The following is a 24531-nucleotide window of genomic DNA, read 5'->3' on the forward strand; positions in this document are numbered from 1 at the left end:
GATGAGTTCCAGGAGTTGGACAGACGATGATCATTCTCTACGACTGCGCCACCGCGCCGAGTCCGCGGCGCGCCCGCATCCTGCTTGCCGAAAAGGGCATTGCCCATGAAACGGTGCAGGTCGACCTGGCACATGGTGAGCAATTGGGTGCAGCCTACCGCGCGATCAACCCGCAATGCACGGTGCCCGCGCTGCGCACCGAGGAAGACGGGCTGCTGACCGACAACGCCGCCATCGCGGCCTGGCTGGAGGCCCGCTACCCGGAGCCACCGCTGATGGGCCGCACGCCCAAGGAAAAGGCCGAGATCGCCAACTGGAACTGGCGCATCGAATTCGAAGGCCTGCTGGCCATTGCCGAGACGCTGCGCAACGGTTCGCCGGCCATGGCCAATCGGGCGCTGCCCGGCCCTGCGGACTATGCGCAGATTCCCGAGCTGGCACAGCGCGGGCTGGCACGTGTACAGCATTTCTTCGAGACGCTGAACGAACGGCTGGCCGGCCGCGAGTTCGTCGCCACCGACCGGTTCAGCCTGGCCGACATCACCGCCGTGGTGGCGGTGGACTTTGCCCGCGTGGTACGGGTCAAGCCCGGGGAACAGCACCCCGAGCTGCTGCGCTGGCGCGCTGCGATGGCGCAGCGCCCGTCGATGTCGCGCTGAGCGGCACGACGGCGCGCCGGACGCTGTGGATCAGCGCTCGATGGTCAGCGCCACGCCCATGCCCCCGCCGATGCACAGCGAGGCAATGCCCTTCTTGGCGTTCTGGCGCTGCATTTCGTGCAGCAGCGTCACCAGGATGCGGCAGCCCGACGCGCCGATGGGGTGGCCGATGGCGATGGCGCCGCCGTTGACGTTCACCTTGTTCACGTCCCAGCCCATTTCACGGTTCACGGCGCAGGCCTGCGCGGCGAAGGCTTCGTTGATCTCGAGCAGGTCGAGGTCGGCCGCCTTCCAGCCCGCGCGCTGCAGCGCCTTGGTCGATGCAGGCACCGGGCCCATGCCCATGATGGCCGGATCGAGGCCGGCGGTGGCGTAGCTGGCGATACGGCCCAGCGGCTTCAGGCCGAGCGCGGCTGCTTTCTTGGCAGTCATCACCATCACGGCGGCAGCCCCGTCGTTCAGGCCCGAGGCATTGCCCGCGGTCACGCCGCCGGCCTTGTCGAAGGCGGGACGCAGGCCGGCCAGGCCTTCGGCGTTGGTCTTGCGGTTGATGAATTCGTCCTTGTCGAAGACGACGGGATCGCCCTTCTTCTGCGGAATGCTCACGCCGACGATCTCGTCCTTGAACTTGCCGGCGTCCTGCGCGGCGGCGGCCTTGGTCTGGCTGCCCAGGGCCAGCTCGTCCTGCGCGGCGCGGCTGATTTCGTACTTCTTGGCCACGTTCTCGGCCGTGATGCCCATGTGGTACTGGTTGTAGACGTCCCACAGGCCGTCCACGATCATGGTGTCGACCATCTTCCAGTCGCCCATGCGCTGGCCGTTGCGCGAGTTGGGCAGCACGTGGGGCGCTGCGCTCATGTTTTCCTGGCCGCCGGCGATGACGATCTCGCTGTCGCCCGTGGCCACGGCCTGGGCCGCCAGCATCACGGCCTTCAGGCCCGAGCCGCACACGGCGTTGATGGTGAGCGCCGGCGTCTCCTTGGCGCCGCCGCTCTTGAGCCACGCCTGGCGCGCGGGGTTCTGGCCGGCGCCGGCCGCCAGCACCTGGCCCATGATGGCCTCGCCGACCTGTTCGGCCGTGAGGTTCGCGCGGGCAATCACTTCCTTGATCACGAGGGCGCCCAGCTCGGTGGCGGGAATGCCGGCGAGCGAGCCGCCGAACTTGCCGACCGCCGTGCGTGCAGCCGAAACGATGACGATGTCTTCCATGAGGTTCTCCGTTGAAGTGATCTGAAATTCGAGGTGAGAGGGATCAGGCGCGAGCCTTGACGTAGCGGCCCGGCGCCGGCTCGATGGCCTTGTAAGCCTTGCCGTTGCCGTAAGCCTTGGGCGCGGGGATCTGTTTGCCCGCGTGGCCCTTGAGCCATTGTGCCCAGTCGGTCCACCAGCTGCCGGGATGCTCCTGCGCGCCGGCGAGCCATTCGGCCTGCGTCTTCGGGAACTTGCCGTCGTCGCGGATCCAGTGGCTGCGCTTTTTCTTGGCGGGCGGGTTGATCACGCCTGCGATGTGGCCCGAGGCGCCCATCACGAAACGCTTCTTGCCCGGCAACAGTTGCGTAGAAGCATACGCGCCGCCGATGGGCACGATGTGGTCTTCGCGCGAGCCGTAGATGTAGGCCGGGATGTCGATGTTGCCCAGGTCGATCTTCTGCCCGCATACCGTCAGCGCATTCGGCTTGGCCAGCTTGTTCTCGTGGTACGTGTTGCGCAGGTACCAGGCATAGAACGGGCCCGGCAGGTTGGTCGCGTCGCTGTTCCAGTACAGCAGGTCGAAGGGAGGCGGGGTTTCGCCCTTCAGGTAGTTGCCGACCACGTAGTTCCACACGAGGTCGTTGGGCCGCAGGAAGCTGAAGGTCGAGGCCAGGTCGCCGCCCGGCAGCAGTCCGCCCTTGCCGAGCTGCATTTCGCGGTACGCCACCATCTGCTCATCCACGAAGATGTCGAGGATGCCGGTGTCGCTGAAATCGAGGAAGGTGGTCAGCAGCGTGACCGATGCGGCCGGCTTCTCGCCGCGCGCCGCGAGCACGGCCAGCGCGGTGCTCAGGATGGTGCCGCCCACGCAGAAGCCCAGCGTGTTGATCTGGTTGCTCCCGCTGATCTCCTGCACCGTGTGGATCGCCTTGATGGCGGCGTTCTCGATGTAGTCGTCCCAGGTGGCCTTGTCCATCGACTCGTCGGGGTTGCGCCAGCTCACCACGAACACGCGGTGGCCCTGCTCGTTCGCATAGCGGATCAGCGAGTTCTCGGGCTGCAAGTCGAGGATGTAGAACTTGTTGATGCACGGCGGCACCAGCAGGAACGGCCGCTCGTACACCTTGGGGGTGAGCGGCTTGTATTCGAGCAGCTGGAAGAACTCGTTCTCGAACACCACGGCGCCTTCGGTGGTGGCCACGTTGCGCCCCACCTCGAAGGCGCTCTCGTCGGTCATGCTGACGTGGCCCTGCTTCATGTCGTGCAGCAGGTTCTGGATGCCTTTGGCGATGCTCTCGCCCTGCGTGTCGATGGCCTTCTTCTGCGCTTCGGCATTGAAGGCCAGCGAGTTGCTGGGCGACGAGGCCGCCATCCATTGCTCGACCGCGAAGCGCAGGCGCGCCTTGGTCTTTTCGTCGGCGTCGATGGCCTCGGCCATGCCGAGCATGGTGCGGCCATTGAGCAGGTACACGGCCGCCGAGAAGGCCGACAGCGGGTTGCGGCCCCAGGCGTCGCCAGCGAAGCGCTTGTCGCCTTCGGGCTTGGCGCCGAAGCCCTGGCGCCAGAGTTCGGTGGCTTCCGCCATGTACTGCTGCTGGATGGACTGGAGCTTTTCGGGGTCGATGGAGAATTTTGGCAGCTCGGGCATCTTCGCGGCCTGCGGCAATTGCCATAGCGGCGTGCCGCCGCCGTTGAAGGCCGAAGCCCCTTGCGCGGCGGACTGCCGGAAAGCTTCCAGCGCCTGGGTCCATCCCTCGGTCATTGCCTGCTGGAAGGGCGCGAACGCATCGGCCCCCGTGGCTTGTTGCTTCATCATGTCTCCTGGTCCTCGCCTGAGTCGAAACGGATGGCTTGCGTGTTTTGAGTATCCTGCATTTCACGGGACCCTCACAACGCCGCTTCCTTGCTTACCAACTGAAACTACTTGTGTTTATCCATCTGATCGTCATCGGTTGGTTGTACGTCGCCCTGATGATGGCGGTGGCCGAGGCCACCAACACCACAGGCACGGTGCTGGGCGCCATCTTCACATTTCTTTTGTACGGATTGGTGCCGGTGGTACTGGTGGTTTACCTGATGGGCACTCCGGGTCGCCGCCGCGCGATGAGGCAACGCGAGGCCGAGGCACAGGAAGCCGCCCGGCGTGCAGCAACCGAGAAAGCGGCGCCGCCGGTCGCAGGCTCAGGCCGTCTTCCAGACCAGGGCGGCGAAGCGGCCGCTGACGCTGTCCCGCCGGTGCGAAAAGAACCTTGAGGGATTGGCGACGGTGCACCAGCCGTCGCTGCCGTCGTTGCCATGGACGGCCTCGATACCCACCGCGCGCAGCCGCTGGCGCGCCAGTGCGGGCAGGTCGGCCAGCCATTTCCCGGTGGCAGCCGCGGGCCTGAAGCAGGACGCCGCTTCGGGCGCATGCGCCTCGAAGGCAGCCCTGACCTCGGGGCCGACCTCGAAGGCCTTGGGCCCGATGCACGGGCCCAGCCAGGCGATGACGCGGGCCGCGCCATCGGCCTCGAAGGCCTTGGCGGCCTGTTCGAGCACACCGCCCGCGAGCCCGCGCCAGCCGGCATGCGCGGCCGCGACGCGGTGGCCCGCTTCGTCGGTGAAGAGCACGGGCAGGCAGTCGGCCACCATGATCGTGCAGGCCAGGCCGCCGGCAGTGGCCGTGCAGGCATCGCCAACGGTGCCGTCGCGCACCGCGTCCTGTGCGGCGTCGAGCGAGACGACGCCGGTGCCGTGCACCTGCTGCAGGAAGACCGGACCCGCTCCGATGGCCGCGCGCAAGCGGTTCCGGTTCTCCGCCACATGCGCGGGCTCGTCGCCCACGTGGTCGCCGAGGTTCAGGCTCTCGTAGCGCCCCAGCGAAACCCCGCCGTCGCGCGTGGTGCACACGGCCCGCACGTTCGGCGGCGCGGGCCAGTCGGGGACGAGCCAGCGCTCGTTCATGGGGCTCAGGCTTCCGCGTCGGGCGCCTGCGAGGGCTGCGCGCGCTGGAAGGCGTCGAGCTCCATGCAGGCCTCGAAGGCGGCCATGGTGCGCGGCAGGCCGCTGAAGTCGCAGTCGAAGCGGCGGCCGTTGAAGATCTGCGGCACCAGGCAGCAATCGGCCATGGTGGGTGTGTTGCCCCAGCAGTAGATGCCGGCTGGGTGCTGCGCAAGCTGGCGCTCGAAGGCCAGCATGCCGTCGCGCACCCAGTGGCGGTACCAGGCGTTCTTGGCCGCATCGTCGAGCTTCAGCTCTTTCACGAGGTACTTGAGCACGCGCAGGTTGTTGAGCGGATGGATCTCGCAGGCGATCGACTGCGACAGTGCGCGCACGTGGGCGCGGCCCACCGGATCGGTCGGCAGCAGCGCCGGCTCGGGGTGCACTTCGTCGAGGTATTCGATGATCGCCATCGATTGCGAGAAGCGCTCGCCCTCGTCCTCCAGCAGGGGCACCAGCATGTCGGCCGAGATGGCGGAGTAAGGGCCGGTGCGATGGTCGCCGCGCGCGATGTGCACGGGGATGTACTCGAAATCGAGGCCCTTCAGGTTGAGGGCGATGCGCACGCGGAACGAGGAGGAGGAACGGAAGTAGTTGTGCAGCTTCATGATTTCCCAAGCATAGCGCTCCGTCACGGGCGCGGCATGGCCCTTCAGCGCGCCGTTCTGGCCGGCTTCTATTGTGGACCTCCCGCCTCTGGCACACTGCCGGTCTCCCGCTTAGGTTTCGCTGAAAAGGACACGTCGCAATGGCTTCCGAGTTCGTCTTCGCCCCGCCCGCCACCGTCTCGGTGCCGGTGGCCGGCCAGCCCGCCCGCTTCCCGGTGCACCGCATCTACTGCGTGGGCCGCAACTACGAAGATCACGCCAAGGAAATGGGCTTCACCGGCCGCGAGCCGCCCTTCTTCTTCATGAAGCCGGCCGATGCGCTGGTGGTGGTCGACGCGGGCCAGACCGGCACCATGTCCTACCCCTCGCTCACGAAGAACCTGCATCACGAGATCGAGCTGGTCGTGGCCATCGGCACGGGTGGCAAGAACATCCTGGCGGCCGATGCGCACAAGCACATCTACGGCTACGCCGTCGGCCTCGACATGACGCGCCGCGACTTGCAGAACGACATGAAGAAACAGGGCCGCCCCTGGGACATCGGCAAGAGCTTCGAGCAGAGCGCACCCCTCGGCCCGATCGTGCCCGTGGCGCAGGCCGGCAATGCGGAAAAAGCCGAGATCTCCCTGCAGGTGAACGGCACCGACCGCCAGCGCAGCAACGTGGGCAAGCTGATCTGGAACGTCGCCGAGACCATCGAGCACCTGTCGGCCGCGTGGGAGCTGCAGCCCGGCGACCTGATCTTCACGGGCACGCCCGAAGGCGTGGCCGCGGTGGTGGCCGGAGACACGCTCGTGGGCGAAGTCGCGGGCCTGCCCAAGCTGACCGTCAAGATCGCCTGAAGACGGCAGCCGGCTCCATGCTCCTGCGCGTACCCATCAAGCATTGCAAGAACTGCGGCACCGCGGTGGTCTACCGCGTGCCGGACGACGGCGACACCAAGCAGCGCGCCGTCTGCCCGGCCTGCCACACCATCCACTACGAGAACCCGCTGAACGTGGTGGGCACCATCCCGGTCCTGGGCGACAAGGTGTTGCTGTGCAAGCGCAACATCGAACCGCGCTGGGGCAAGTGGACGCTGCCGGCCGGCTTCATGGAGCTCGAGGAAACCACCGCCCAGGGCGCGGCCCGCGAGACCGACGAAGAGGCCGGCGCCCACTATGTGATGGAGGGCCTGTTCTCCGTCATCAGCGTGGTGCGCGTGGGCCAGGTGCACATGTTCTACCGGGCCCGGTTGCTCGACGACAGGTTCGACCCAGGCCACGAGACCATCGAGGCCAGGCTCTTCGCCGAAGAAGAGATTCCCTGGGACGAGATCGCCTTTCGCACCGTGCGCGAGACGCTCGAGCACTACTTCGAGGACCGGCGCCGCGGCAGCTTCGACCGAGTCCACACGTTCGACATCGTCTGAACCCGCAGCGCCCCATGACACTTCGCTCCATCCTGCTTCGCGCCGCGATCGGCCTCGGATTCATCCTGGCCACGACGGCGCAGGCGGAAACCGTGGGCGACGTCGACACCGCCTTCAAGCTCATCGGCCCGGACCACAAGATCGTGATCGAGGCCTACGACGACCCCAAGGTCAGCGGCGTGACGTGCTACGTCTCGCGCGCCAAGACCGGCGGGCTGGCCGGCGCCTTCGGCGTGGCCGAGGACAAGGCCGAGGCCTCCATCGCCTGCCGCCAGGTCGGCCCGGTGAGCATCACGCAGCCGCTGCCCAAGCGCGAGGAGGTCTACAGCGAGCGGCTGTCGGTGCTCTTCAAGCGCCTGCGCGTGGTGCGCATGGTCGACCCGAAGCGCAACACGCTGGTCTACCTGACCTACTCCGACCTGCTGATCGACGGTTCGCCCAAGAACAGCGTGACGGCGGTGCCCATCGACCGCGGCACGCCGATCCCGCTCAAGTAGCGCCCGGGGGCCGATGGCCCCTTCACAGCCGGTTGCTCTTTCGCGGGGCGCCGTCGCGGCAGTTTGCTAGCATCGCCCGCGTGGCCTCCCCCCGCGGGCCGCGGCGAGCCAGATCGCCGGAACCCTCCGCAACGAAACCGTTCCAACACAGCGCCATGCATCTTCAGACTTTTGTTTCCCGTATCGCCGCCCTGGCCCTGGTTGCCGCGAGCCTCGCGGCCTGTACCACCACCGACCTCAACGCGCCGCGGCCCGGCCCCTCGGTCACTCCCCCCGTGCAAAGACCCACCGCGATGTTCGTGCGCCCCGCCACCGGCGCGACGCTGGCGCGCTTCGACGGCGTGCGCACCAAGGGCATCGACATCGCCGGCAACCTGGGCGATCCGGTCGTCGCCTCGGCCGACGGCCGTGTGGTGTACGTGGGTGGCGAGCTGCCGGCCTACGGCAACATGATCATCGTCAAGCACAACGAGACCTTCCTCACCGCCTACGCGCACTTGCAGACCATCCTGGTGAAGGAGAACCAGGTGGTCCGACAGGGCGAGAAGATCGGCGAGATGGGCAAGAGCAACGCCGACCGCGTGAAGCTGCGCTTCGAAATCCGCAAGAACGGCACGGCCGTGAACCCCGAGCCGTATCTCAACGGATTGCTTCAGCAATGACAGGCGGCGCCAGCCGCCCATGAAAAAAGCCCCTCGTGGGGCTTTTTTGCTTTCAGGGCGCTGTCATGCCGAAGCCCTGGCCTCGTCGGCTAGAGCAGGCTCTCGGGCACCAGCGGCGCCAGCAACTCCAGCTTCCAGCGCGACCAGTAATCCGTTTCGGGCTCCTGGTGCAGGATGGTGTCGGCCGCGTCCCCCGTGGCCGGGCTCACCCACTCGATGGCGCCCGTCGGTCCCAGCTGCAGTTGATAGGCGCCGTCCAGCCGGATGAAGCCGATCAGGCTGGTGAGTTGTTGGGCGATCTGCGGGCTGAAGATGAAGATGCCGACCTCGGTGTTGTGCAGCATCGAACGCGGATCGAAGTTCATCGAGCCGATGAACACGATCTTGCGGTCGATCACCGCCGACTTGCCGTGCAGCCGGCCGCTGGCCGAGCCGTACATGCCGAAGCGCCTGGTCTGCTCCACCCGCTTGGGGCTCAGTTCGTACAGCTCCACGCCCAGGCGCAGCATCTCCGCGCGGTAGCGGCGGTAGCCGATGTGCACCAGCGACTCGTCGGTGGCCGCCAGCGAGTTGGTGACGATGCTGTAGCCCACGCCGTTGCCGCGCACGAGGCGGATCGTCTCCATGCCGCCGCGCCCCGGAATAAGGTAGGGCGTGGTCTGCATGATCTCGTTCTCGGCACCGCGCAGGTAGCGGCGCACGTTGTAGAGCACGCTGTCCTTCGATTCGTCGGCGGGCAGGCCGCGCGCTTCGTCCGTCGGCGCAAGCGCCTTGGCCGGCGCGTCGGCGTAAGCCTCGGCGCGCGCCCAGACCAGCTTGAGCGCGCCCGCGTCCAGGTCCTTGGCCAACGGGTTGTTGCCCAGCAGGTCGGTGGAGGCGGGCTCCTCGGGGTGCAGCTGCTCGGGGCCGGTGGTCAGTTTGTCGAAGCGCTCGCGCAGCTGTTGCGGCGTTTCGCCCGTGGCGGGCACCAGCGATTCGATGGGGTAGACGTACGGGCTGCTCCAGTACATGTCGAACAGCGACGACAGCCTGGGCACCACAGCGCCGGCCACCAGCGTGTCGATGTCGATGAAGTTCGAGCCCCCGTCGCGCAGGAAGTACTCGTTGGCCATGTTGCGCCCGCCCATGACGCCGATGACGTTGTCCACCACATAGAGCTTGTTGTGCATGCGGCGGTGCACGCGGTCGAAGTCCAGTATCGACCAGGCCCAGCGCGTGCCGAAGCGGCCCCGCCCCGCGGGGAACGGGTTGAAGAACCGCACCTCGACGTTCGGATGCGCGGCGAAGCTGGCGAAGAGCGGGTCGGCGCCAGCCGTGTAGAGATCGTCCACCAGCAGCCGCACGCGCACGCCGCGGTCGGCCGCATCGCGCAGGGCACGCAGCAGGTAGCGGCCGGTCTCGTCGTTCTGCACGAGGTAGTACTGCACGTCGATGGAGCGCTGCGCGCGGCGTGCGAGCTCGATGCGCGCGTGCAGCGAAAACTGTGGCATGGGCAGCAGCCTGAATCCGCTGAGCGGCTCGCCGGGCGGGGCAGCCGCCTGCACGAGACGGCCCAGGGTGGTGTCCGCGCCATCGCTGATTGCCACGGAGGGTTTGCGCTGCACGTCGGCAGGCAGTCCGGCGCAGCCGGCCATGCACAGCGCAACGATGCCGAGCAGCAGCCACGCCAGCCACCGGGCGCACGGTTCGTCGGCAGCCCGACAGGGGAAATTCGGCATGAAAAACAGAGGTGGGTTGGAGCGTGGATCGAAAAGCTCGCGGTTTCTACCACGCGCCTGTCGAACGTGCTGCACCGCCGATCGCGTCCGGGTTCAGTGCCCGCGCGTCGGCTCCCATTGCCTGACGAAGTGATCCGCCCGCAGCGTGGCCCGCTCTACCGCCGCATCCCACGACAGCTGCTGGGTGATCACCAGGGCACAGCGCGGAATGCCGCCCAGGCTCAGCTCGCAGATGCCGGCATAAGTGCCGCTGGGTGTGCGCATGAGCTCGATCCAACCCGTCCAGCCTTCTGGAACGCTGAGAGCGACTCGAGCGCTGGCCATGATGAATACACCCTACCCTTTTTGTAACGCAGTGCCATGAATTGAAACCCTAAGCACTACAAATATTCGTCAGGCGGAGACTAAAGGCGGCACTCTCGAACAGCATCCCTCGAATATGGGGGCCGGCACATGCCTCCGCTTTTCAGCAAAGATCGAGGGGCATGAACACAAAGACCAATTCCGCAGCGGGCAGGCCGGCCACCCTCGCGCTGTTCGACGACCCGCCGCGCGAGGGGCGCGAACGGCTCGGGCCCGGGGCCTTCGTGCTGCCCGGCCTCGCCCTGCCCTTCGTCGATGCGCTCCTGCCGGCCATCGAAGGGCTGGCGGAACGCGCGCCGTTCCGCCACCTCGTCACGCCGGGCGGCTTCACCATGTCCGTGGCGCTGACCAACTGCGGCGCGCTGGGCTGGACCAGCGACCGGCGCGGCTACCGCTACAGCGCCACCGATCCCGACACCGGCAAGCCGTGGCCCGCCATGCCCGAGCCATTCACGCGGCTGGCGCGCGAGGCGGCCTCGGCAGCCGGCTTCGACGGCTTCGCGCCCGACGCCTGCCTTGTCAACCGCTACGCGCCCGGCGCACGCCTGTCGCTGCACCAGGACAAGGACGAGCGCGACTACGGCGCCCCCATCGTCTCGGTGTCGCTCGGCATGCCTGCCGTGTTCCTGTTCGGCGGCCACGCGCGCGGCGACAAGGCGGCGCGCATTCCTCTGATGCATGGCGACGTGGTGGTCTGGGGCGGCGAAGACCGGCTGCGCTACCACGGCGTGCTGCCACTGAAGGATGAACCGCATCCGCTGCTGGGCGCGATCCGCATCAACCTCACGTTCCGCAAGGCGGGGTGACGCGCATGCAGGCGACCGGCAAGACAAGGAAGATATCGAAGAGGTCTTTCCTGAGGGGGCAGCCTGCAAGTTGCGCAACGACCGTCGCCAACGGCCTACAGACAACTCCCCCTCGCCGCGCCATGTTGCAAGCCATGACACATCCCATCGAACTCACCATCGTGGAGCCGCTGCCGGGCGCCTTTGTCTGGCAGTTGCTCGAAACCGACGACGCAGGAGCACACCCGCGCGTGCTGCGCAGGGCTTACGACGCAGCGGAAAGTTATGAGCTGGCGCTCTCGGCCGGCCAGCGGGCGCTGCAAAGCGAGATCCGGCACCGCGTGCCTGCCGGCCACGGTTGAGTGGAACGCTACGCCTTACAGCCTTGGGGCTCAGGCGTGCAATGCGAAGTCGTCGACCGTGAGCGTGATGGCGCCGCGCTGCCCCGCCTGGTAGCGGGCAATCGCCACGGGCTCGATGACGTGGAAGTACCGCCTGCACGTTTCCAGCAGGCCCTCTCCCATTTCGCGTGCACCGAATTCGTCGTGCAGGGTTTCCTCTGAAATCTGCGCGACGACGCGCGGCCCGTCAGGGCCTTCGGGGTAGAAGGCAAATCGCACGCTCGCCGTGTCGAAGCAATAGATGCCTTCGAAGTTCATCTCTGGTGTCTCCTTGTGAAGCGGCGGCGATTGGACGCGTGTGCCGCGGCGGTAGGGAGCGGAAATCAGCGCATCTCCGTGCAGGACATTTCCTACAGGCAACAGGGAGCGCGCTTGCATCCGGAAACGGTTCCGGCCTCCGTTGCAAGACGTCGATGCAGCGAAGATCGGGCCTCCAATTTCCTCGCTCACGGAGCACCTGATTCGATGATGACCGCCACGATCACGCGCCCTGCACCTCGATGCGCCGCTGCATGCGCCCTCGCCGCCTCGCTCCTGCTGGGCGCGTGCACCGGAACCAGCGAGGCCCAGCGCCAGGCCACCGCCAGCACGCCGCCGCCCACCGATTGCACCGCCTGGGTCGGTGCCGACCGCAACGCCATGATGGGCGGCTACCTGCTGCCGCAAGGCCAGAAAAACAGCACAGGCACCAAGGTCTGCGTACCGGTGCTGACGACAGCCAACCGCGCGCCCGCCGGCTACGCGGGCGGCGACTATCACATCGGCGAATTCACCGGCGACAAGCTCAAGGCCCGCTGGCGCGCCTGCAAGGAAGACCCGGCCTGCTTCAAGCGCATTGACGCGCAGATGCAGCGCTGGCTGCCGCCCAACAAGGAGCGCGCCACACGCTCGACCGGCGTGGTCGACCCTTCCGGCAAGATCGATCCGGACGGCCAGGTCGACCTGAAGCAGATCCGCCGGCCCGCCTTCTTCGCCAAGGCGCCGTACCGCGAGGGCATCGCGGAGGCCGACGCCCGCACCTACATCGTCGAATTCACCGCGCCGCGCGACACCTTCGAGCGCATCGACCTCAAGATGACCGGCGACATCAAGCTGCGCGGCTGGTACATCGAAGGCGCCGGCGTCGATGACGGCAAGGGCAGGAAGGTGCGCGCGCTGGCCATCATGGCGCCGGGCGGCGGCGGGCAGCTCACGGCCGTCCAGCATCCGGACGAAGCTGCGTACCGCATCGACGAGAAGACCGGCAGGACCGTGCCCATCAGTTTTCCCAACGCGACCACCGAGACCATGGGCCAGCGCTGGTGGCGCGAGAACCTGTACGCGCTCAACCAGGCCGGCTTCGACGTGCTGGCCTACGACCGGCGCGGCGAGGGACTGTCGGGCGGCTTCAGCGACACCAACACGCTGGAGCAAGGCGAGGACGTGTTCCGTGCGCTCGCCGCCCTGGACACCGGGCGCGGCCTGCGCATCCTGACGCCGAAGGGCGAGGTGCTCGAAGGCAACGCCACCCGGGGCCGGCTGCTGGCGGGCATGGCGTCGAGCGAAATTCCGCTGGTGCTCGGCGGCTATTCGCGCGGCTCGATGTCCACTGCGTGGGCCATGACCCGCAACTACGTGGCGCAGTGCAGCTTCGACATGCCCGAGCCCAACTGCACACCGCCCAAGGGCCTGCGGAACATCCGCGGCGCGATATTGCTGTCGTCGTTCGCCAGCGGCGCGGGCTACGTGGGCGATTCGCCCGACCTGGCCGATCGCAACCTGTTCCTGGGCGGCATGGCGGCCGAGCACCACATCGCGTTCTATCCGAACTCGTCCACGCTCGCGGGCATGGACCGCTGGCCGGCCGCCTTCTTCGGCAAGGGCCTGTGGGACCGCGCGGAAACGCTCGAAGGCACGGTGGCCGCCTACAACCGCATCCGCGGCGTGAAGGAGATAGTGCTGGCGCGCGGGCCGCATTCGATCGAGACCTGGCCCGCCTCCGACCAGGCCTACCTGCGCGAGCGCATGGTGGTGTTCGCGAAGGCGGTGATCGTCGGCGGGCGCACCATCCCGGGCGCTCGGCCCTGGAAGGACTTCAAGTCGCTGGTCGCGACCACGCCTGACTCGTGGGAGCCGTCGTCGCGGCCCAAGGCGCCTTGAGCGGCCACCGCACGCGCTTGCCGGGGGCGCCCGTCACGGCCGGGTTGAAAACCTCCGGCACGCCGCCACCTCCTCTGGGATCCAGGCGACTGAAAGAGGTGCTCCATGGGCGCGCGCGACGAATTCATTCTTGACTCCTACTCGGCCACCGTCACGCGGGTGGCGCACACCGCCAGCGCGGCGGTCGCGCACATCAAGGTCCGCAAGGCGGCTCAGCGCGGCAACGCAGCCTCCCACGGCAGCGGCTCGGGCTTCCTGTTCACGCCCGACGGCTTCTCGCTCACCAACGCCCACGTGGTCGAGGGCGCAACCGAGTTGCGCGCCGCGTTCGCCGACGGCACCGAAAGCATCGCGCGCCTGGTGGGGCTGGACGCCTCGACCGACATCGCGGTGCTGCGCATCGAGTCGCACCCGGGGGCTTTCCTGCCGCTGGGCAGCTCGGCCACCCTGCAACCCGGCCAGCTGGCCGTGGCGGTCGGCAACCCGCTCGGCTTCGATTTCACCGTGACCGCGGGCATCGTGAGTGCGCTGGGGCGCAGCCTGCCGGCACGCGGCGGCCGGATGATCGAGGACGTGATCCAGACCGACGTGGCCCTCAACCCCGGCAACTCGGGCGGCCCGCTGCTCGACAGCGCGGCGCAGGTGATCGGCGTGAACACGGCGGTGATCCCGTCGGCGCAAGGCCTGAGCTTCGCGGTGGCCATCGACACCGCGCGCTGGGTGGCCGGCGAGCTGATGCGCCATGGCGCAGTGCGCCGCGGCAAGCTGGGCGTGCAGTGTGCGGCGGTGGCGCTGCCCAGGCGCTGGGTGCGCGAGAACGAATGGCCCGTGGCCACCGGCGTGCGTGTGGTCGAGGTGGTGGCCGGCTCGGCCGCGGCGCGCGACGGGCTGCGCAGCGGCGACATCCTCATCGGATGCGACGGGATACCGCTTGCCCAGCTGTCCGACCTGCTCAAGCGGCTGGCGGGCGAAGGGTACGGGCGGCCGCTGCTGCTCAAGCTGCTGCGGCCGGTGGCCGGGACGCTGACGCCGTTCTACATCACGGTATCGCCGGCAGGCTGGGATGAAGACCGGCCGGCGCAACGACAATAGGCGCCTGCAGCGAAGCACCCGTCCAGGAGAAAACCTTGTCCACCGTCACCATCACCCCTCAAGTCAACGCCGGCAACGACGCCCCCTTCGTCCTCTTCGGCGGTGTCAACGTTCTCGAATCGAAGGACCTGGCACTGCGCTCCGCCGAGGAGTACGTGCGCGTCACGCAGAAGCTGGGCATTCCCTACGTCTTCAAGGGCAGCTTCGACAAGGCCAACCGCTCCTCCATCCACTCCTACCGCGGCCCCGGCCTGGATGAGGGCCTGAAGATCCTGCAGGCCGTGAAAGACAGCTTCGGTGTTCCCGTGCTGACCGACGTGCACGAGATCGCGCAGGCAGCGCCTGTCGCCGAAGTGGTCGACGTGCTGCAGCTGCCCGCCTTCCTCGCGCGCCAGACCGACCTCGTGGTGGCGCTGGCCAGGACCGGCCGCGTCATCAACATCAAGAAGCCGCAGTTCCTGAGCCCGTCGCAGATGCTCAACATCGTCGAGAAATTCAAGGAGGCCGGCAACGACAAGCTCATCCTGTGCGACCGTGGCACCTGCTTCGGCTACGACAACCTCGTGGTCGACATGCTGGGCTTCGGCGTCATGAAGAAGGTCACGCAGAACCTGCCTGTCATCTTCGACGTGACCCATGCGCTGCAGCAGCGCGAAGCCGGCGCCGCCGCGTCGGGCGGCCGCCGCGAACAGGTGGCCGACCTGGCGCGCGCCGGCATGGCGGTCGGCCTGGCCGGCCTTTTCCTCGAAGCCCACCCGGACCCGGCGCACGCCAAGTGCGACGGCCCGAGCGCGCTGCCGCTGGACAAGCTCGAACCGTTCCTGGCGCAGATCAAGGCGCTGGACGATCTGGTCAAGTCGTTCGCACCCCTGAATATCTGAAGAGCCCATCTTGTCATCCAAAGTCTCCCGCATTGCCCTGTCGGCTTCGGCCGCCGCCATCGGCGGCATCGCGGCGTACTGGACCCTCCTCGCGACGCGCCAGGGGCACATCCTGTTCAACGCCCGCAAGCTCCCCGTCGTCCACCTGTCGGACGACTTCTCCACCTACTCCCACACCGTGCCGGGCGGGATGGTCCGCGGGTATGTCTACCACCCCCAGGGTGAAGACACGCTGCAGGACCTGTTCGTCTATTTCGCCGGCCGCGGCGAGGACGTGCGCGCCACCGCGCAGATGCTGCACTGGCTGCCCAAGGGCTTCGGCTTCGCCGCGATCAACTACCGCGGCGTGGCCGACTCGCAGGGCCATCCTTCCGAGATTGCCTCGGTGGAGGACGCGGCCCAGTTCGCCAACCACCTGCGCCGCGCCTTTCCGCAGGCGCGCCTGCACGTCGTCGGCCGCAGCCTGGGAACTGGCGTTGCCATCCAGCTCGTGGCGCTGCAGGACTTCGAGAGCCTGCAGCTGGTAACGCCCTACGACTCGATGCTGGAGATTGCGAAAAAGCGGTTCCCGCTCGTGCCGCTGTCGCTGTTGCTGCGGCACCAGTTCAACTCGCTGGAGCATTCCAAGGAGGTCGCCGCGAAAACCCAGGTGCTGCTGGCGGAGCACGATGACGTTGTCGTGCCCGAGCGCTCGCAAAAGCTCATCGCCGCATGGCCCACGCCGATCAGCGTGCAGACGATTCCGGGGTCGAACCATCACAGCATCATGGGGCTCGAAGCGACCTGGCTTCATCTCATCGACTTTGCGTTGACGGCGATTCTTCCGGAGCCGAAGGCGGCTTAGGGCCGGCCTTCCTATACGTACTTCAAGAGAATCCTCGCGAGAGCTTCGGGGGCCAGGCGCGGAACATCGTGTGCGCATTCGAGGCGATGCGTGACCCATTCAGGGTCCAGCCGCAGGCGTTCGTACAGCTCGACGAATGGGCTTCCTTCCCACCCACACGCGGCGATGAAGGCTTTGCTGCGGACGTTGCGCCAGTTGCCGGTCAACTTGATCGCCTGCAGGAAGGTAGCGATCGGATGGGGACGGCATCGCCTGTCGAGATGGGCCGGCGGCGCGCAAGTCAATCCATCCGCAGCCGCGCCCGCTATGAAACGCTCCCGGTAGCTCGGTGTGGCGAGCGCCCAGACCGATGCACCGTTGTCCGGCACATAGGCATCGGCGTAAACGATGGCCCTGATGCGCGACGGCTCCTTGTCCGCCGCGCCGGTGATGACCATTCCCCCATACGAATGACCGACGAGAACGGCACTCGCATCGCGCCCGCGAACCGCTTGGACCACCTCGTCGATATGACTGTCGAGATTGGCGCCATCCGCGGGCTCGTCGCCCAGCCCCGAGAGAGTGAGCGCCTGGACTTCATGGCCTTCGCCTGACAGCGCATTGCCGACAGCCTCGAATGCCCAGGCTCCGTGCCAACCACCTGGCACCAAAATGAATCTTGCCATCCAGTTTGTCCTCTCGGATACGGCTGCAGAGCAGGCGCCGGGCCATCGGCCGCAGCAATTTCGCCGTGCGCACATTGTTGCTTGGGGATCGTGTTCGCGCCAAGCTCGGCGCAGGGCAGGATGCGAGGGCTCCTGTCCCCGCGACATGCCAGCAAGCAGCACCGGCTTGCGTTGACACGTTCAATCCCGTACGCTGGCTTGGCGTCCACGCGCAGCACCCGAGCCCTTGCGGGCCGCCGGACCGGCCTTGCGGACGTGAAGGAGTCCACGCCATGCCAAGCCGATCGAACGGCCCCACGGCCGAAATGGAAGCAGTGCGAACGCTGGCGCTCGTCGGTGCCGCCGCAGCCGGCAAGAGCTCCCTTGCCGAGGCCTTGCTGCACAAGGCTGGCGCCATCGCAGCGTGCGGCAGCATCGAGCGCGGCAGCACCGTCAGCGACTACGACCCGCTGGAGCGCCGCATGCTGCACTCGCTCAACGCATCGGTGATGCACCTCACGCATGCCGGCACGCGCGTCCACTTCATCGACACGCCCGGCGGCCCCGACTTCCTTGGCCAGAGCCTGCCGGCGCTGGAGGCGGTCGAGACGGCGGCGGTGGTCATCAATGCCGCCACCGGCATCGAGCCGATGACGGTGCGCATGATGGAGTACGCGGCCTCGCGCCACCTCGCCCGCATGATCATCGTCAACAAGATCGACTCGCAGGGCGTCTCGCTGGCGCGCCTGCTGGCCGACATCCAGGCCACCTTCGGCCGCGAATGCCTGCCGCTGAACCTGCCCGACGGGGTCGGCAAGCAGGTGGTGGACTGCTTCTTCAACCGCTTCGGGCAGTCCGACTTCGGCCCCGTCGAAGCAGCGCACCGCGCGCTGGTGGAGCAGGTGGTCGAGGTCGATGCGGCCTTCGTCGAGCGCTACCTGGAAGAGGGCGACATGGATCCGGCCGAGCTGCATGCGCCGCTCGAACAGGCGCTGCGCGAGGGCCACCTGATTCCGGTCTGCTTCGTCTCGGCGCGCAGCGGCGCGGGCGTGGCCGAGCTGCTCGACGTGATCGTCAGGCTGCTTCCCGACCCCGCCGAAGCCAACCCGCCGGACTTCCTGGTCGGCGAAGGCGCGGATGCCAAGCCGATGCAGGCCAGGCCCGATCCGTCGCTGCATGTGCTGGCGCATGTGTTCAAGGTCATGGGCGACCCTTATGTCGGCAAGCTCGGCATCTTCCGCGTGCACCAGGGCACGGTCGCGAGCGACAGCCAGCTCTACATCGGCGACGGCCGCAAGCCCTTCAAGGTGGGCCATCTGTTCATGCTGCAGGGCAAGGACCACGTGGAGGTGTCGCGCGCCGTGCCGGGCGACATCGTGGCGGTGGCGAAGATCGAGGAGATCCACTTCGACGCCGTGCTGCACGACGCGAGCGAAGACGACCACGTCCATCTCGCGCCGCTGGAATTTCCTGTGCCGGTGCACGGACTCGCCGTGGAACCCGCACGCCATGGCGACGAGCAGCGCACCTGGGAGATCCTCGGCAAGCTCGCGGCCGAAGACCCCTGCCTGCGCATCGAGCACGTGGCCGCCACCAACGAAACGATCCTCTACGGCCTCGGGGAGCTTCACCTGCGCACGGTGCTCGAGCGCCTGCGCGAGGTGTACCGCTTCGAGGTCCGGACGCGGCCGCCGCGCATCGCCTATCGCGAGACGGTGGCCGCACCGGCCATGGGCCATCACCGCCACAAGAAGCAGACCGGCGGCTCCGGCCAGTTCGGCGAAGTCTTTTTGCGCATCGAGCCGCTGGCGCGCGGCGCCGGCTTCCAGTTCGATGACGAGGTCAGGGGCGGCGCGATACCGAGCCAGTTCATCCCCGCGGTCGAGAAAGGCGTGCGCGAGGTACTGCTGGGCGGTGTGATCGCCGGCTACCCGGTGGTCGACGTGCGGGTGGTGGTGTACGACGGCAAGCACCACAGCGTCGACAGCAAGGACATCGCCTTCGCGACTGCGGGCCGCAAGGCCTTCATGGCGGCAGTCCGCGAGGCCAGGCCGGTCGTGCTGGAGCCGATCGTCCAGATCGAGATCGTCGTATCCGAGCATTCCGTGGGCGACGTCACGAGCGACCTGTCGTCGCGGCGCGGCCTGGTCACGGGCACGTCGGCCATGGGAATCGGCAGCGTGATCGTTCGCGGGCAGGTGCCGATGGCGGAGCTGGCCAGCTACCAGTCGCGGCTGAATGCGATGACCAGCGGCCAGGGCCGCTACACCATCGCGCTGTCGCACTACGAAGCCGTGCCGCCGGCAACGCAACAGGCGCTGATGGGCCAGTTCCAGGTGCGCGACGAGGCTTAGCCCAAAGCGTCGTTCACCTGCTCGCGGAACTCGCTCAGGCTGACTGCGGCGCCGATTTCCCGCGGCAGCGCATCGCGCACCGAGAACACGCCGAGCACCTTCGCTCCCGCCACCAGCGGCAGGTGGCGAAAGCCGCGCTCGAGCATGAGCACCACGGCATCGGACACCAGCGTTTCAGGCGGCACGCAGATCGGGTTGGGCGTCATGACTTCGCGCACCGCGGTGTGATCGGGATCGAGTCCCCGGGCCAGCACCCGGGTCATGAGGTCGCGCTCGGTGAGGATGCCCAGCAGGGTGTCCGGCAGCTCCATGACGAGCACGCTGCCGCAACTGGCCCGCGTCATCACGCAGGCAGCGTCGCGCACGCTGGCCTGCGGGCCCAGGCTGACCACATGTGCGCGCGAGATGGATTGGAAAACGGTGCGCTCGGCCATGGTGCGCCCTCCGGAAGTAGCGTGAATGGTGCCGCCGGCTTTCGCTCAGCGCAAGGAGTCGTTGAGCCGCTCCAGCGCCTCGGCGCCGGGGCACAGATGGGCCGGCCCCAGCGCGTTGAGCGGCCGGTCGACGGTGTTGAGCGCCGTGTGCAGGTCGGTGGCCAGCGGATCGACATAGAGCAGTCCGGTGACCACTTCGCCCATCTCCTGGTGCCGTTGCATGTAGGCCATAGCGGCATAGCGGTCGCCGGGGTTGTAGTCGGAATGCAGGCTGCGCAGGCGCAGCAGCGTGCCGTCGTGCTGGCGCACGTCCACCACTTCGCCCGCCCCCATGTCGACGGTGATTTCCTCCCGCCCGCTGATGAAGTCGATGCGGCTCACCGCCTCGTTGTGCTCGCGCACGTAGTCGTAGCTCTTGGTGCTGCCGGGGTGGTTGTTGAAGGCCACGCAGGGGCTGATCACGTCGATGAAGGCAGACCCGCCGTGGCTGATCGCGCCCTTGATGAGTGGCACAAGTTGCGCCTTGTTACCCGAAAACCCCCGCCCCACGTAGCTGGCTCCCAGTTGCAGCGCCATGGCGACAAGGTCCACCGGGCTGTCGCTGTTGACGACGCCCTTCTTGCTCCTGGAACCCTGGTCGGCGGTGGCCGAGAACTGGCCCTTGGTCAGGCCGTAGACGCCGTTGTTCTCCACGATGTAGGCCATGCGCACGCCGCGCCGCATGGCGTGGGCGAACTGTCCCAGGCCAATGGACGCCGAATCCCCGTCGCCCGAGACACCCAGGTACAGCAGGTCGCGGTTGGCCAGGTTGGCGCCGGTCAGCACGCTGGGCATGCGGCCATGGACGGTGTTGAAGCCGTGCGATGCACCGAGGAAATAGTCCGGCGTCTTGGAGCTGCAGCCGATACCCGAGAGCTTGGCCACGCGATGCGGTTCGATGTCCAGCTCCCAGCAGGCCTCGATGATGGCGGCGGAGATCGAATCGTGGCCGCAGCCGGCGCACAGCGTGGAGATCTTGCCTTCGTAGTCGCGCCGCGTGTAGCCGACCTTGTTGGTGGTCAGCGTCGGATGGCGCAGCCGGGGCTTGGCGAGATAGGTCATGCAAGTTCCTTCGTCCCGGTGCTGCCGGATGCATGCGTCTGCACATGCGAGCTGATCGCCTGCACGATGAAGCGCGCGGTGATCGGCGTGCCGTCGAAATGCAGCACGCGCACGAGCCGGGCGGGGTCGGCGTCCAGTTCGTTGACCAGCAGGCTGCGCATCTGCGCGTCGCGGTTCTGCTCGACCACGAACACCTTGTCGTGCTGCGCCAGGAACTGCACCACGCTGTCCGGAAAGGGAAAGGCGCGCAGCCGCAGTGCATCGAGGTGGATGCCGCGCTCTTCCAGCGCCTGCAGCGCCTCATGCATCGACGGGCTGGTCGAGCCGAAATAGATCACGCCGAGCGCGGTCTTTTGGGCGGCAGGCCGCAGCACCGGCTGCGGCACCAGCGTGGCCGCGGTCGCGAACTTCTTCAGCAGCCGCTCCATGTTGTAGATGTAATCGGGGCCGCGCTCCGAATACCGGGCATAGGCGTCGCGCGTCGTGCCGCGCGTGAAGTAGCTGCCCTTGGTCGGGTGCGTACCCGGCAGCGTGCGCCACGGAATGCCGTCGCCGTCCACGTCCTTGTAGCGGCCGAAGTCGCGGCCCGCCTCGAGCTCCTCGGCGCTCATGACCTTGCCGCGGTCGTAGGCCTTGCTGTCGTCCCAGGCGAAGGGCTTGCACAGGCGCTGGTTCATGCCAATGTCCAGGTCCGTCATCAGGAACACCGGTGTCTGCAGCCGGTCGGCCAGGTCCAGCGCCGCCGCCGCTTGCTCGAAGCATTCGTGCGGGTCTTCGGGGAACAGCAGCACGTGCTTGGTGTCGCCGTGCGAGGCATAGGCGCAGGACAGGATGTCGGCCTGCTGCGTGCGCGTCGGCATGCCGGTGGAAGGGCCGCCGCGCTGCACGTTGATGAGCGTGATCGGGATCTCGGCGAAGTAGGCCAGCCCGATGAACTCGGCCATCAGCGAAATGCCCGGCCCCGAAGTCGCCGTGAAGGCGCGTGCGCCGTTCCAGCCGGCGCCGACCACCATGCCGATCGAGGCCAGTTCGTCTTCCGCCTGCACGATGGCGAAGCGGTGCTGGCCCGTGGCCGGGTCCACGCGGAATTTCGCGCAGTACTTCTGGAAGGCCTCGGCCACCGAGGACGACGGCGTGATCGGATACCAGGCTGCGACCGTGGCGCCGCCATACACGCAGCCCAGCGCCGCGGCACTGTTGCCGTCCACAAAGATCCGGTCGCCCACCCGGTCGGCGCGCCGCACCTGCAGCCCCACGGGCTCGCGCAGGTTCTCCCTCGCGAAGTCGCAGCCCAGGTGCAGTGCCTGCACGTTGGAGGCCAACAATTTTTCCTTGCCCTTGTACTGCTCGCCGAACAGCTTCTCGACCACTTCCGGCTCGATGCCGAGCAGGATCGCCAGCGCGCCCACATAGACGATGTTCTTGAACAGCTGGCGCTGGCGCGGGTCCTGGTAGACCGCGTTGCAGATCTCCGTCAGCGGCATGCCGATGACGCGGATGTCGTCGCGGAACTTCGATGGCGGCAGCGGCCGCGTGCTGTCGTAGAAGAGATAGCCGCCGGGCTCCAGTTCGGCCACGTCGGCGTCCCAGGTCTGCGGGTTCATCGCCACCATCATGTCGGTACCGCCACGCCGCCCGAGATGGCCCTGCTCGGTCACCCGCACCTCGTACCAGGTCGGCAGGCCCTGGATGTTGCTCGGGAAGATGTTGCGCGGGCTCACCGGCACGCCCATGCGCAGGATGGCCTTGGCGAACAGTTCGTTGGCCGAGGCCGAACCCGAGCCGTTGACGTTGGCGAACTTGATGACGAAGTCGTTGACCGCCTCTATCTGCTTCATGCTCATGCGGCCACCCCCTGCCCTGCCGGCGTCATCTTCAGCAGGAACTTCTGCATGTCCCACGCGCCGGTGGGACAGCGCTCGGCGCACAGGCCGCAGTGCAGGCAGACATCTTCGTCCTTGACCATCACGCGGCCCGTCTTGAGCCCGCCGGAGACGTACAGATCTTGCGCCAGGTTCAGTGCCGGCGCCTTGAGCCGGGGCCGCAGTTCGGCTTCGTCGCCGTTGTCGATGAAGTTGATGCAGTCCATCGGGCAGATGTCCACGCAGGCATCGCATTCGATGCAGGCGGCCTCGGTGAACACGGTCTGCACATCGCAGTTCAGGCAGCGCTCGGCCTCCTTGAAGGCAGTGGCGGCGTCGAAGCCAAGCTCGACCTCCACGCGGATGCTCGCCAGCGCCATCTCGGCCTTGGCCCACGGCACCTTGTAGCGCAGGTCGTTGGAGGTGTCGTTGCCGTAGCTCCATTCGTGGATGCCCATCTTCTGCGACACCAGGTTGGTCATGGGCGCGGGCCGCACATACACCGGTTCGGCACGCAGAAGCTTGTCGATCGACACTGCCGCCTCGTGCCCGTGGGCCACGGCCGTGATGATGTTCCTGGGCCCCAAGGCCGCATCGCCACCGAAGAACACGTTGGGCACCGTCGACTGGAAGCTGGTCTTCTCGAGCACCGGCAAGCCCGACTTGTCGAAGTCGATGCCGCTGTCGCGCTCGATCCACGGAAAGGCGTTTTCCTGGCCCACCGCGACCAGCACCTCGTCGCATTCGAAGTACGCGTCCGGTGCGCCCGTCGGCACCAGCGTACGGCGGCCCTGGCTGTCGTATTCGGCCCGGACGATTTCGAAGCGCATGCCCAGCAGCTTGCCCTCCTCGTGCACGAAGGCCTTGGGCACATGGAAGTCGATGATCGGAATGCCTTCGTGCTGGGCATCTTCCTTCTCCCAGGGCGAGGCCTTCATTTCGTCGAAGCCGCTGCGCACGATGACCTTCACGTCGGTACCGCCCAGGCGGCGTGCCGACCGGCAGCAGTCCATCGCCGTGTTGCCGCCGCCCAGCACGATCACGCGCCGGCCGATGCTGCTGACGTGGCCGAAGGACACGGAGTTCAGCCAGTCGATGCCGATGTGGATGCCGGCCGCTGCCTCCCGGCGCCCGGGAACGTCCAGGTCGCGCCCGCGCGGTGCGCCGCAGCCGACGAAGATCGCGTCCCATCCCTGCGCCAGCAATGCCTTCATCGAATCGATGCGCTCGCCGCCGCGGAATTCGACGCCCAGGTCGAGGATGTAGCCCGTCTCTTCGTCGATCACCGACTCCGGCAGGCGAAAGCGCGGTATCTGCGTGCGGATGAACCCGCCGGCCTTGGCCTCGCCGTCGAACACCGTCACTTCGTAGCCCAACGGCGCGAGGTCGCGCGCCACGGTGAGCGAGGCCGGCCCCGCACCGACGCAGGCGACCCGCTTGCCGTTCTTCGGTTCGGGCTTCGGCATGCGCGCGCGCACGTCTTCCTTCATGTCGGCTGCCACGCGCTTGAGGCGGCAGATCGCCACCGGCTCGGGCTCCTTCGTGTTGCCTTCTTCCACCCGCCCGCGCCGGCAAGCCGGTTCGCAGGGACGGTCGCAGGTGCGCCCCAGGATGCCGGGAAAGACGTTGGAGACCCAGTTGATCATGTAGGCGTCGCCGTAGCGGCGCTGCGCGACCATGCGGATGTATTCAGGGACGGGGGTATGCGACGGACAGGCGTACTGGCAATCGACAACCTTGTGGAAGTAGGCCGGATCTGCAATGTTGGTGCGTTGCAATGCGTGTCTCCTGGCAAGCCTCCCTCGACCCCGGAGGGGCCGGCATGCGGCTTTGCCGCCAGTATGCGCCGCACTGGCGGGCGCACGGCCTTGGTGGAATCCCGCAGCGCTCCGGGCTATGCCTCGGT

General features: G+C 67.4%; 25 protein-coding genes. 13 read left to right on the top strand and 12 right to left on the bottom strand.

All coding sequences use genetic code 11. The features are described 5' to 3' along the window. Window positions 1-26: 26 nt before the first annotated feature. Entirely contained in the window at window positions 27-659 is a 633-nt protein-coding gene (locus tag ACEN9N_RS12635; RefSeq protein WP_495656184.1) for a glutathione S-transferase family protein, read from the top strand. Window positions 660-689: 30 nt separating this feature from the next. Here the strand turns inward: ACEN9N_RS12635 and ACEN9N_RS12640 are convergent, their stop codons facing one another. Together ACEN9N_RS12640 and phaC are read right to left on the bottom strand one after the other, a co-directional pair. Beyond that, window positions 690-1868 (bottom strand): acetyl-CoA C-acetyltransferase, encoded by a 1179-nt coding sequence (locus tag ACEN9N_RS12640; RefSeq protein ID WP_007833100.1) that lies wholly within the window; start codon window positions 1866-1868, stop codon window positions 690-692. Window positions 1869-1911: 43 nt separating this feature from the next. Next, on the bottom strand, window positions 1912-3663 hold the full coding sequence (phaC, locus tag ACEN9N_RS12645; RefSeq protein WP_007833098.1) for a class I poly(R)-hydroxyalkanoic acid synthase: 1752 nt from the start codon (window positions 3661-3663) through the stop codon (window positions 1912-1914). Window positions 3664-3776: 113 nt separating this feature from the next. On the opposite strand from phaC, the gene ACEN9N_RS12650 reads away from it, so the two are divergent. Next, window positions 3777-4103, top strand: a complete 327-nt coding sequence (locus ACEN9N_RS12650) for a hypothetical protein (protein WP_495656378.1) — start codon at window positions 3777-3779, stop codon at window positions 4101-4103. On the opposite strand, the gene pgeF is transcribed toward ACEN9N_RS12650, so the two are convergent. Both pgeF and maiA read right to left on the bottom strand, forming a co-directional pair. Then, window positions 4032-4793, bottom strand: a complete 762-nt coding sequence (pgeF, locus tag ACEN9N_RS12655) for a peptidoglycan editing factor PgeF (protein WP_495656185.1) — start codon at window positions 4791-4793, stop codon at window positions 4032-4034. The two genes, ACEN9N_RS12650 and pgeF, sit on opposite strands and share 72 nt — an antisense overlap. A gap of 5 nt (window positions 4794-4798) precedes the next feature. Beyond that, a complete protein-coding gene (gene maiA / locus ACEN9N_RS12660; protein WP_007833091.1) occupies window positions 4799-5437 on the bottom strand; it encodes a maleylacetoacetate isomerase in 639 nt (212 codons plus the stop codon). Window positions 5438-5577: 140 nt separating this feature from the next. Between maiA and ACEN9N_RS12665 the strand changes: the two genes are divergently transcribed. The 4 genes from ACEN9N_RS12665 to ACEN9N_RS12680 all read left to right on the top strand — a co-directional run bounded on the left by ACEN9N_RS12665 (window position 5578) and on the right by ACEN9N_RS12680 (window position 8007). Further along, window positions 5578-6279 carry a fumarylacetoacetate hydrolase family protein gene (locus ACEN9N_RS12665; protein WP_495656186.1) on the top strand — a complete coding sequence of 234 codons (702 nt, stop codon included), beginning with the start codon at window positions 5578-5580 and terminating at the stop codon, window positions 6277-6279. A 17-nt stretch (window positions 6280-6296) separates the two neighbouring features. Further along, window positions 6297-6848 (top strand): NUDIX hydrolase, encoded by a 552-nt coding sequence (locus tag ACEN9N_RS12670; RefSeq protein ID WP_007833088.1) that lies wholly within the window; start codon window positions 6297-6299, stop codon window positions 6846-6848. 14 nt (window positions 6849-6862) lie between these two features. Continuing rightward, window positions 6863-7345, top strand: a complete 483-nt coding sequence (locus tag ACEN9N_RS12675) for a CreA family protein (protein WP_413312761.1) — start codon at window positions 6863-6865, stop codon at window positions 7343-7345. A gap of 155 nt (window positions 7346-7500) precedes the next feature. Beyond that, window positions 7501-8007, top strand: coding sequence for a murein hydrolase activator EnvC family protein (locus ACEN9N_RS12680; RefSeq protein ID WP_007833081.1), 507 nt, complete (start codon window positions 7501-7503; stop codon window positions 8005-8007). A gap of 89 nt (window positions 8008-8096) precedes the next feature. Here ACEN9N_RS12680 and ACEN9N_RS12685 read toward each other — a convergent pair whose 3' ends face one another. Further along, on the bottom strand, window positions 8097-9725 hold the full coding sequence (locus tag ACEN9N_RS12685; RefSeq protein ID WP_495656187.1) for a phospholipase D family protein: 1629 nt from the start codon (window positions 9723-9725) through the stop codon (window positions 8097-8099). Window positions 9726-9818: 93 nt separating this feature from the next. Next, window positions 9819-10049, bottom strand: a complete 231-nt coding sequence (locus tag ACEN9N_RS12690) for a hypothetical protein (protein WP_042673331.1) — start codon at window positions 10047-10049, stop codon at window positions 9819-9821. Window positions 10050-10210: 161 nt separating this feature from the next. Between ACEN9N_RS12690 and alkB the strand changes: the two genes are divergently transcribed. Then, the gene (gene alkB, locus ACEN9N_RS12695; protein ID WP_495656188.1) at window positions 10211-10894 is read left to right on the top strand and encodes a DNA oxidative demethylase AlkB; all 684 of its coding nucleotides are present in this window, start codon (window positions 10211-10213) and stop codon (window positions 10892-10894) included. Window positions 10895-11028: 134 nt separating this feature from the next. Beyond that, window positions 11029-11235, top strand: a complete 207-nt coding sequence (locus tag ACEN9N_RS12700; RefSeq protein WP_413312755.1) for a hypothetical protein — start codon at window positions 11029-11031, stop codon at window positions 11233-11235. A 30-nt stretch (window positions 11236-11265) separates the two neighbouring features. Here ACEN9N_RS12700 and ACEN9N_RS12705 read toward each other — a convergent pair whose 3' ends face one another. Beyond that, a complete protein-coding gene (locus ACEN9N_RS12705) occupies window positions 11266-11532 on the bottom strand; it encodes a hypothetical protein (protein WP_007833071.1) in 267 nt (88 codons plus the stop codon). Window positions 11533-11739: 207 nt separating this feature from the next. Here ACEN9N_RS12705 and ACEN9N_RS12710 point away from each other — a divergent pair, with 207 nt between their 5' ends. The 4 genes from ACEN9N_RS12710 (at window position 11740) to ACEN9N_RS12725 (ending at window position 16230) form a co-directional block, all read left to right on the top strand. Then, entirely contained in the window at window positions 11740-13413 is a 1674-nt protein-coding gene (locus ACEN9N_RS12710; protein WP_495656189.1) for an alpha/beta hydrolase, read from the top strand. 105 nt (window positions 13414-13518) lie between these two features. After that, window positions 13519-14505 (top strand): S1C family serine protease, encoded by a 987-nt coding sequence (locus tag ACEN9N_RS12715; RefSeq protein WP_495656190.1) that lies wholly within the window; start codon window positions 13519-13521, stop codon window positions 14503-14505. A 35-nt stretch (window positions 14506-14540) separates the two neighbouring features. Beyond that, on the top strand, window positions 14541-15386 hold the full coding sequence (kdsA, locus tag ACEN9N_RS12720; protein WP_495656191.1) for a 3-deoxy-8-phosphooctulonate synthase: 846 nt from the start codon (window positions 14541-14543) through the stop codon (window positions 15384-15386). A gap of 10 nt (window positions 15387-15396) precedes the next feature. Beyond that, window positions 15397-16230: an alpha/beta hydrolase gene (locus ACEN9N_RS12725; RefSeq protein WP_007833067.1), complete on the top strand. Its 834-nt coding sequence runs from the start codon at window positions 15397-15399 to the stop codon at window positions 16228-16230. 11 nt (window positions 16231-16241) lie between these two features. On the opposite strand, the gene ACEN9N_RS12730 is transcribed toward ACEN9N_RS12725, so the two are convergent. Further along, on the bottom strand, window positions 16242-16895 hold the full coding sequence (locus ACEN9N_RS12730; RefSeq protein ID WP_495656192.1) for an alpha/beta fold hydrolase: 654 nt from the start codon (window positions 16893-16895) through the stop codon (window positions 16242-16244). A 272-nt stretch (window positions 16896-17167) separates the two neighbouring features. On the opposite strand from ACEN9N_RS12730, the gene fusA reads away from it, so the two are divergent. Beyond that, window positions 17168-19228 (top strand): elongation factor G, encoded by a 2061-nt coding sequence (fusA, locus tag ACEN9N_RS12735; RefSeq protein WP_495656193.1) that lies wholly within the window; start codon window positions 17168-17170, stop codon window positions 19226-19228. Here the strand turns inward: fusA and ACEN9N_RS12740 are convergent. The 4 genes from ACEN9N_RS12740 to ACEN9N_RS12755 are packed head-to-tail and all read right to left on the bottom strand — an operon-like array spanning window position 19225 to window position 24403. Beyond that, entirely contained in the window at window positions 19225-19662 is a 438-nt protein-coding gene (locus ACEN9N_RS12740) for a CBS domain-containing protein (protein ID WP_007833062.1), read from the bottom strand. The genes fusA and ACEN9N_RS12740 overlap by 4 nt on opposite strands. 45 nt (window positions 19663-19707) lie before the next feature. Beyond that, window positions 19708-20763: a 2-oxoacid:ferredoxin oxidoreductase subunit beta gene (locus ACEN9N_RS12745; protein ID WP_495656194.1), complete on the bottom strand. Its 1056-nt coding sequence runs from the start codon at window positions 20761-20763 to the stop codon at window positions 19708-19710. Then, a complete protein-coding gene (locus ACEN9N_RS12750; RefSeq protein ID WP_042673326.1) occupies window positions 20760-22601 on the bottom strand; it encodes a 2-oxoacid:acceptor oxidoreductase subunit alpha in 1842 nt (613 codons plus the stop codon). The genes ACEN9N_RS12745 and ACEN9N_RS12750 overlap by 4 nt, the downstream gene beginning before the upstream one ends. 2 nt (window positions 22602-22603) lie before the next feature. After that, window positions 22604-24403 (bottom strand): FAD-dependent oxidoreductase, encoded by a 1800-nt coding sequence (locus ACEN9N_RS12755; RefSeq protein WP_413335725.1) that lies wholly within the window; start codon window positions 24401-24403, stop codon window positions 22604-22606. Window positions 24404-24531 lie beyond the last annotated feature (128 nt).

This window comes from Variovorax sp. Varisp46 (genome assembly GCF_059491885.1).

Excerpts from the sequence above, each read along its gene's own strand:
- ACEN9N_RS12635 (WP_495656184.1), top strand. The coding sequence starts at position 27 with ATGATCATTCTCTACGACTGCGCCACCGCGCCGAGTCCGCGGCGCGCC.
- ACEN9N_RS12640 (WP_007833100.1), bottom strand. The coding sequence starts at position 1,868 with ATGGAAGACATCGTCATCGTTTCGGCTGCACGCACGGCGGTCGGCAAG.
- phaC (WP_007833098.1), bottom strand. The coding sequence starts at position 3,663 with ATGAAGCAACAAGCCACGGGGGCCGATGCGTTCGCGCCCTTCCAGCAG.
- pgeF (WP_495656185.1), bottom strand. The coding sequence starts at position 4,793 with ATGAACGAGCGCTGGCTCGTCCCCGACTGGCCCGCGCCGCCGAACGTG.
- maiA (WP_007833091.1), bottom strand. The coding sequence starts at position 5,437 with ATGAAGCTGCACAACTACTTCCGTTCCTCCTCCTCGTTCCGCGTGCGC.
- ACEN9N_RS12665 (WP_495656186.1), top strand. The coding sequence starts at position 5,578 with ATGGCTTCCGAGTTCGTCTTCGCCCCGCCCGCCACCGTCTCGGTGCCG.
- ACEN9N_RS12670 (WP_007833088.1), top strand. The coding sequence starts at position 6,297 with ATGCTCCTGCGCGTACCCATCAAGCATTGCAAGAACTGCGGCACCGCG.
- ACEN9N_RS12675 (WP_413312761.1), top strand. The coding sequence starts at position 6,863 with ATGACACTTCGCTCCATCCTGCTTCGCGCCGCGATCGGCCTCGGATTC.
- ACEN9N_RS12680 (WP_007833081.1), top strand. The coding sequence starts at position 7,501 with ATGCATCTTCAGACTTTTGTTTCCCGTATCGCCGCCCTGGCCCTGGTT.
- ACEN9N_RS12685 (WP_495656187.1), bottom strand. The coding sequence starts at position 9,725 with ATGCCGAATTTCCCCTGTCGGGCTGCCGACGAACCGTGCGCCCGGTGG.
- ACEN9N_RS12690 (WP_042673331.1), bottom strand. The coding sequence starts at position 10,049 with ATGGCCAGCGCTCGAGTCGCTCTCAGCGTTCCAGAAGGCTGGACGGGT.
- alkB (WP_495656188.1), top strand. The coding sequence starts at position 10,211 with ATGAACACAAAGACCAATTCCGCAGCGGGCAGGCCGGCCACCCTCGCG.
- ACEN9N_RS12700 (WP_413312755.1), top strand. The coding sequence starts at position 11,029 with ATGACACATCCCATCGAACTCACCATCGTGGAGCCGCTGCCGGGCGCC.
- ACEN9N_RS12705 (WP_007833071.1), bottom strand. The coding sequence starts at position 11,532 with ATGAACTTCGAAGGCATCTATTGCTTCGACACGGCGAGCGTGCGATTT.
- ACEN9N_RS12710 (WP_495656189.1), top strand. The coding sequence starts at position 11,740 with ATGATGACCGCCACGATCACGCGCCCTGCACCTCGATGCGCCGCTGCA.
- ACEN9N_RS12715 (WP_495656190.1), top strand. The coding sequence starts at position 13,519 with ATGGGCGCGCGCGACGAATTCATTCTTGACTCCTACTCGGCCACCGTC.
- ACEN9N_RS12730 (WP_495656192.1), bottom strand. The coding sequence starts at position 16,895 with ATGGCAAGATTCATTTTGGTGCCAGGTGGTTGGCACGGAGCCTGGGCA.
- fusA (WP_495656193.1), top strand. The coding sequence starts at position 17,168 with ATGCCAAGCCGATCGAACGGCCCCACGGCCGAAATGGAAGCAGTGCGA.
- ACEN9N_RS12740 (WP_007833062.1), bottom strand. The coding sequence starts at position 19,662 with ATGGCCGAGCGCACCGTTTTCCAATCCATCTCGCGCGCACATGTGGTC.
- ACEN9N_RS12745 (WP_495656194.1), bottom strand. The coding sequence starts at position 20,763 with ATGACCTATCTCGCCAAGCCCCGGCTGCGCCATCCGACGCTGACCACC.
- ACEN9N_RS12750 (WP_042673326.1), bottom strand. The coding sequence starts at position 22,601 with ATGAAGCAGATAGAGGCGGTCAACGACTTCGTCATCAAGTTCGCCAAC.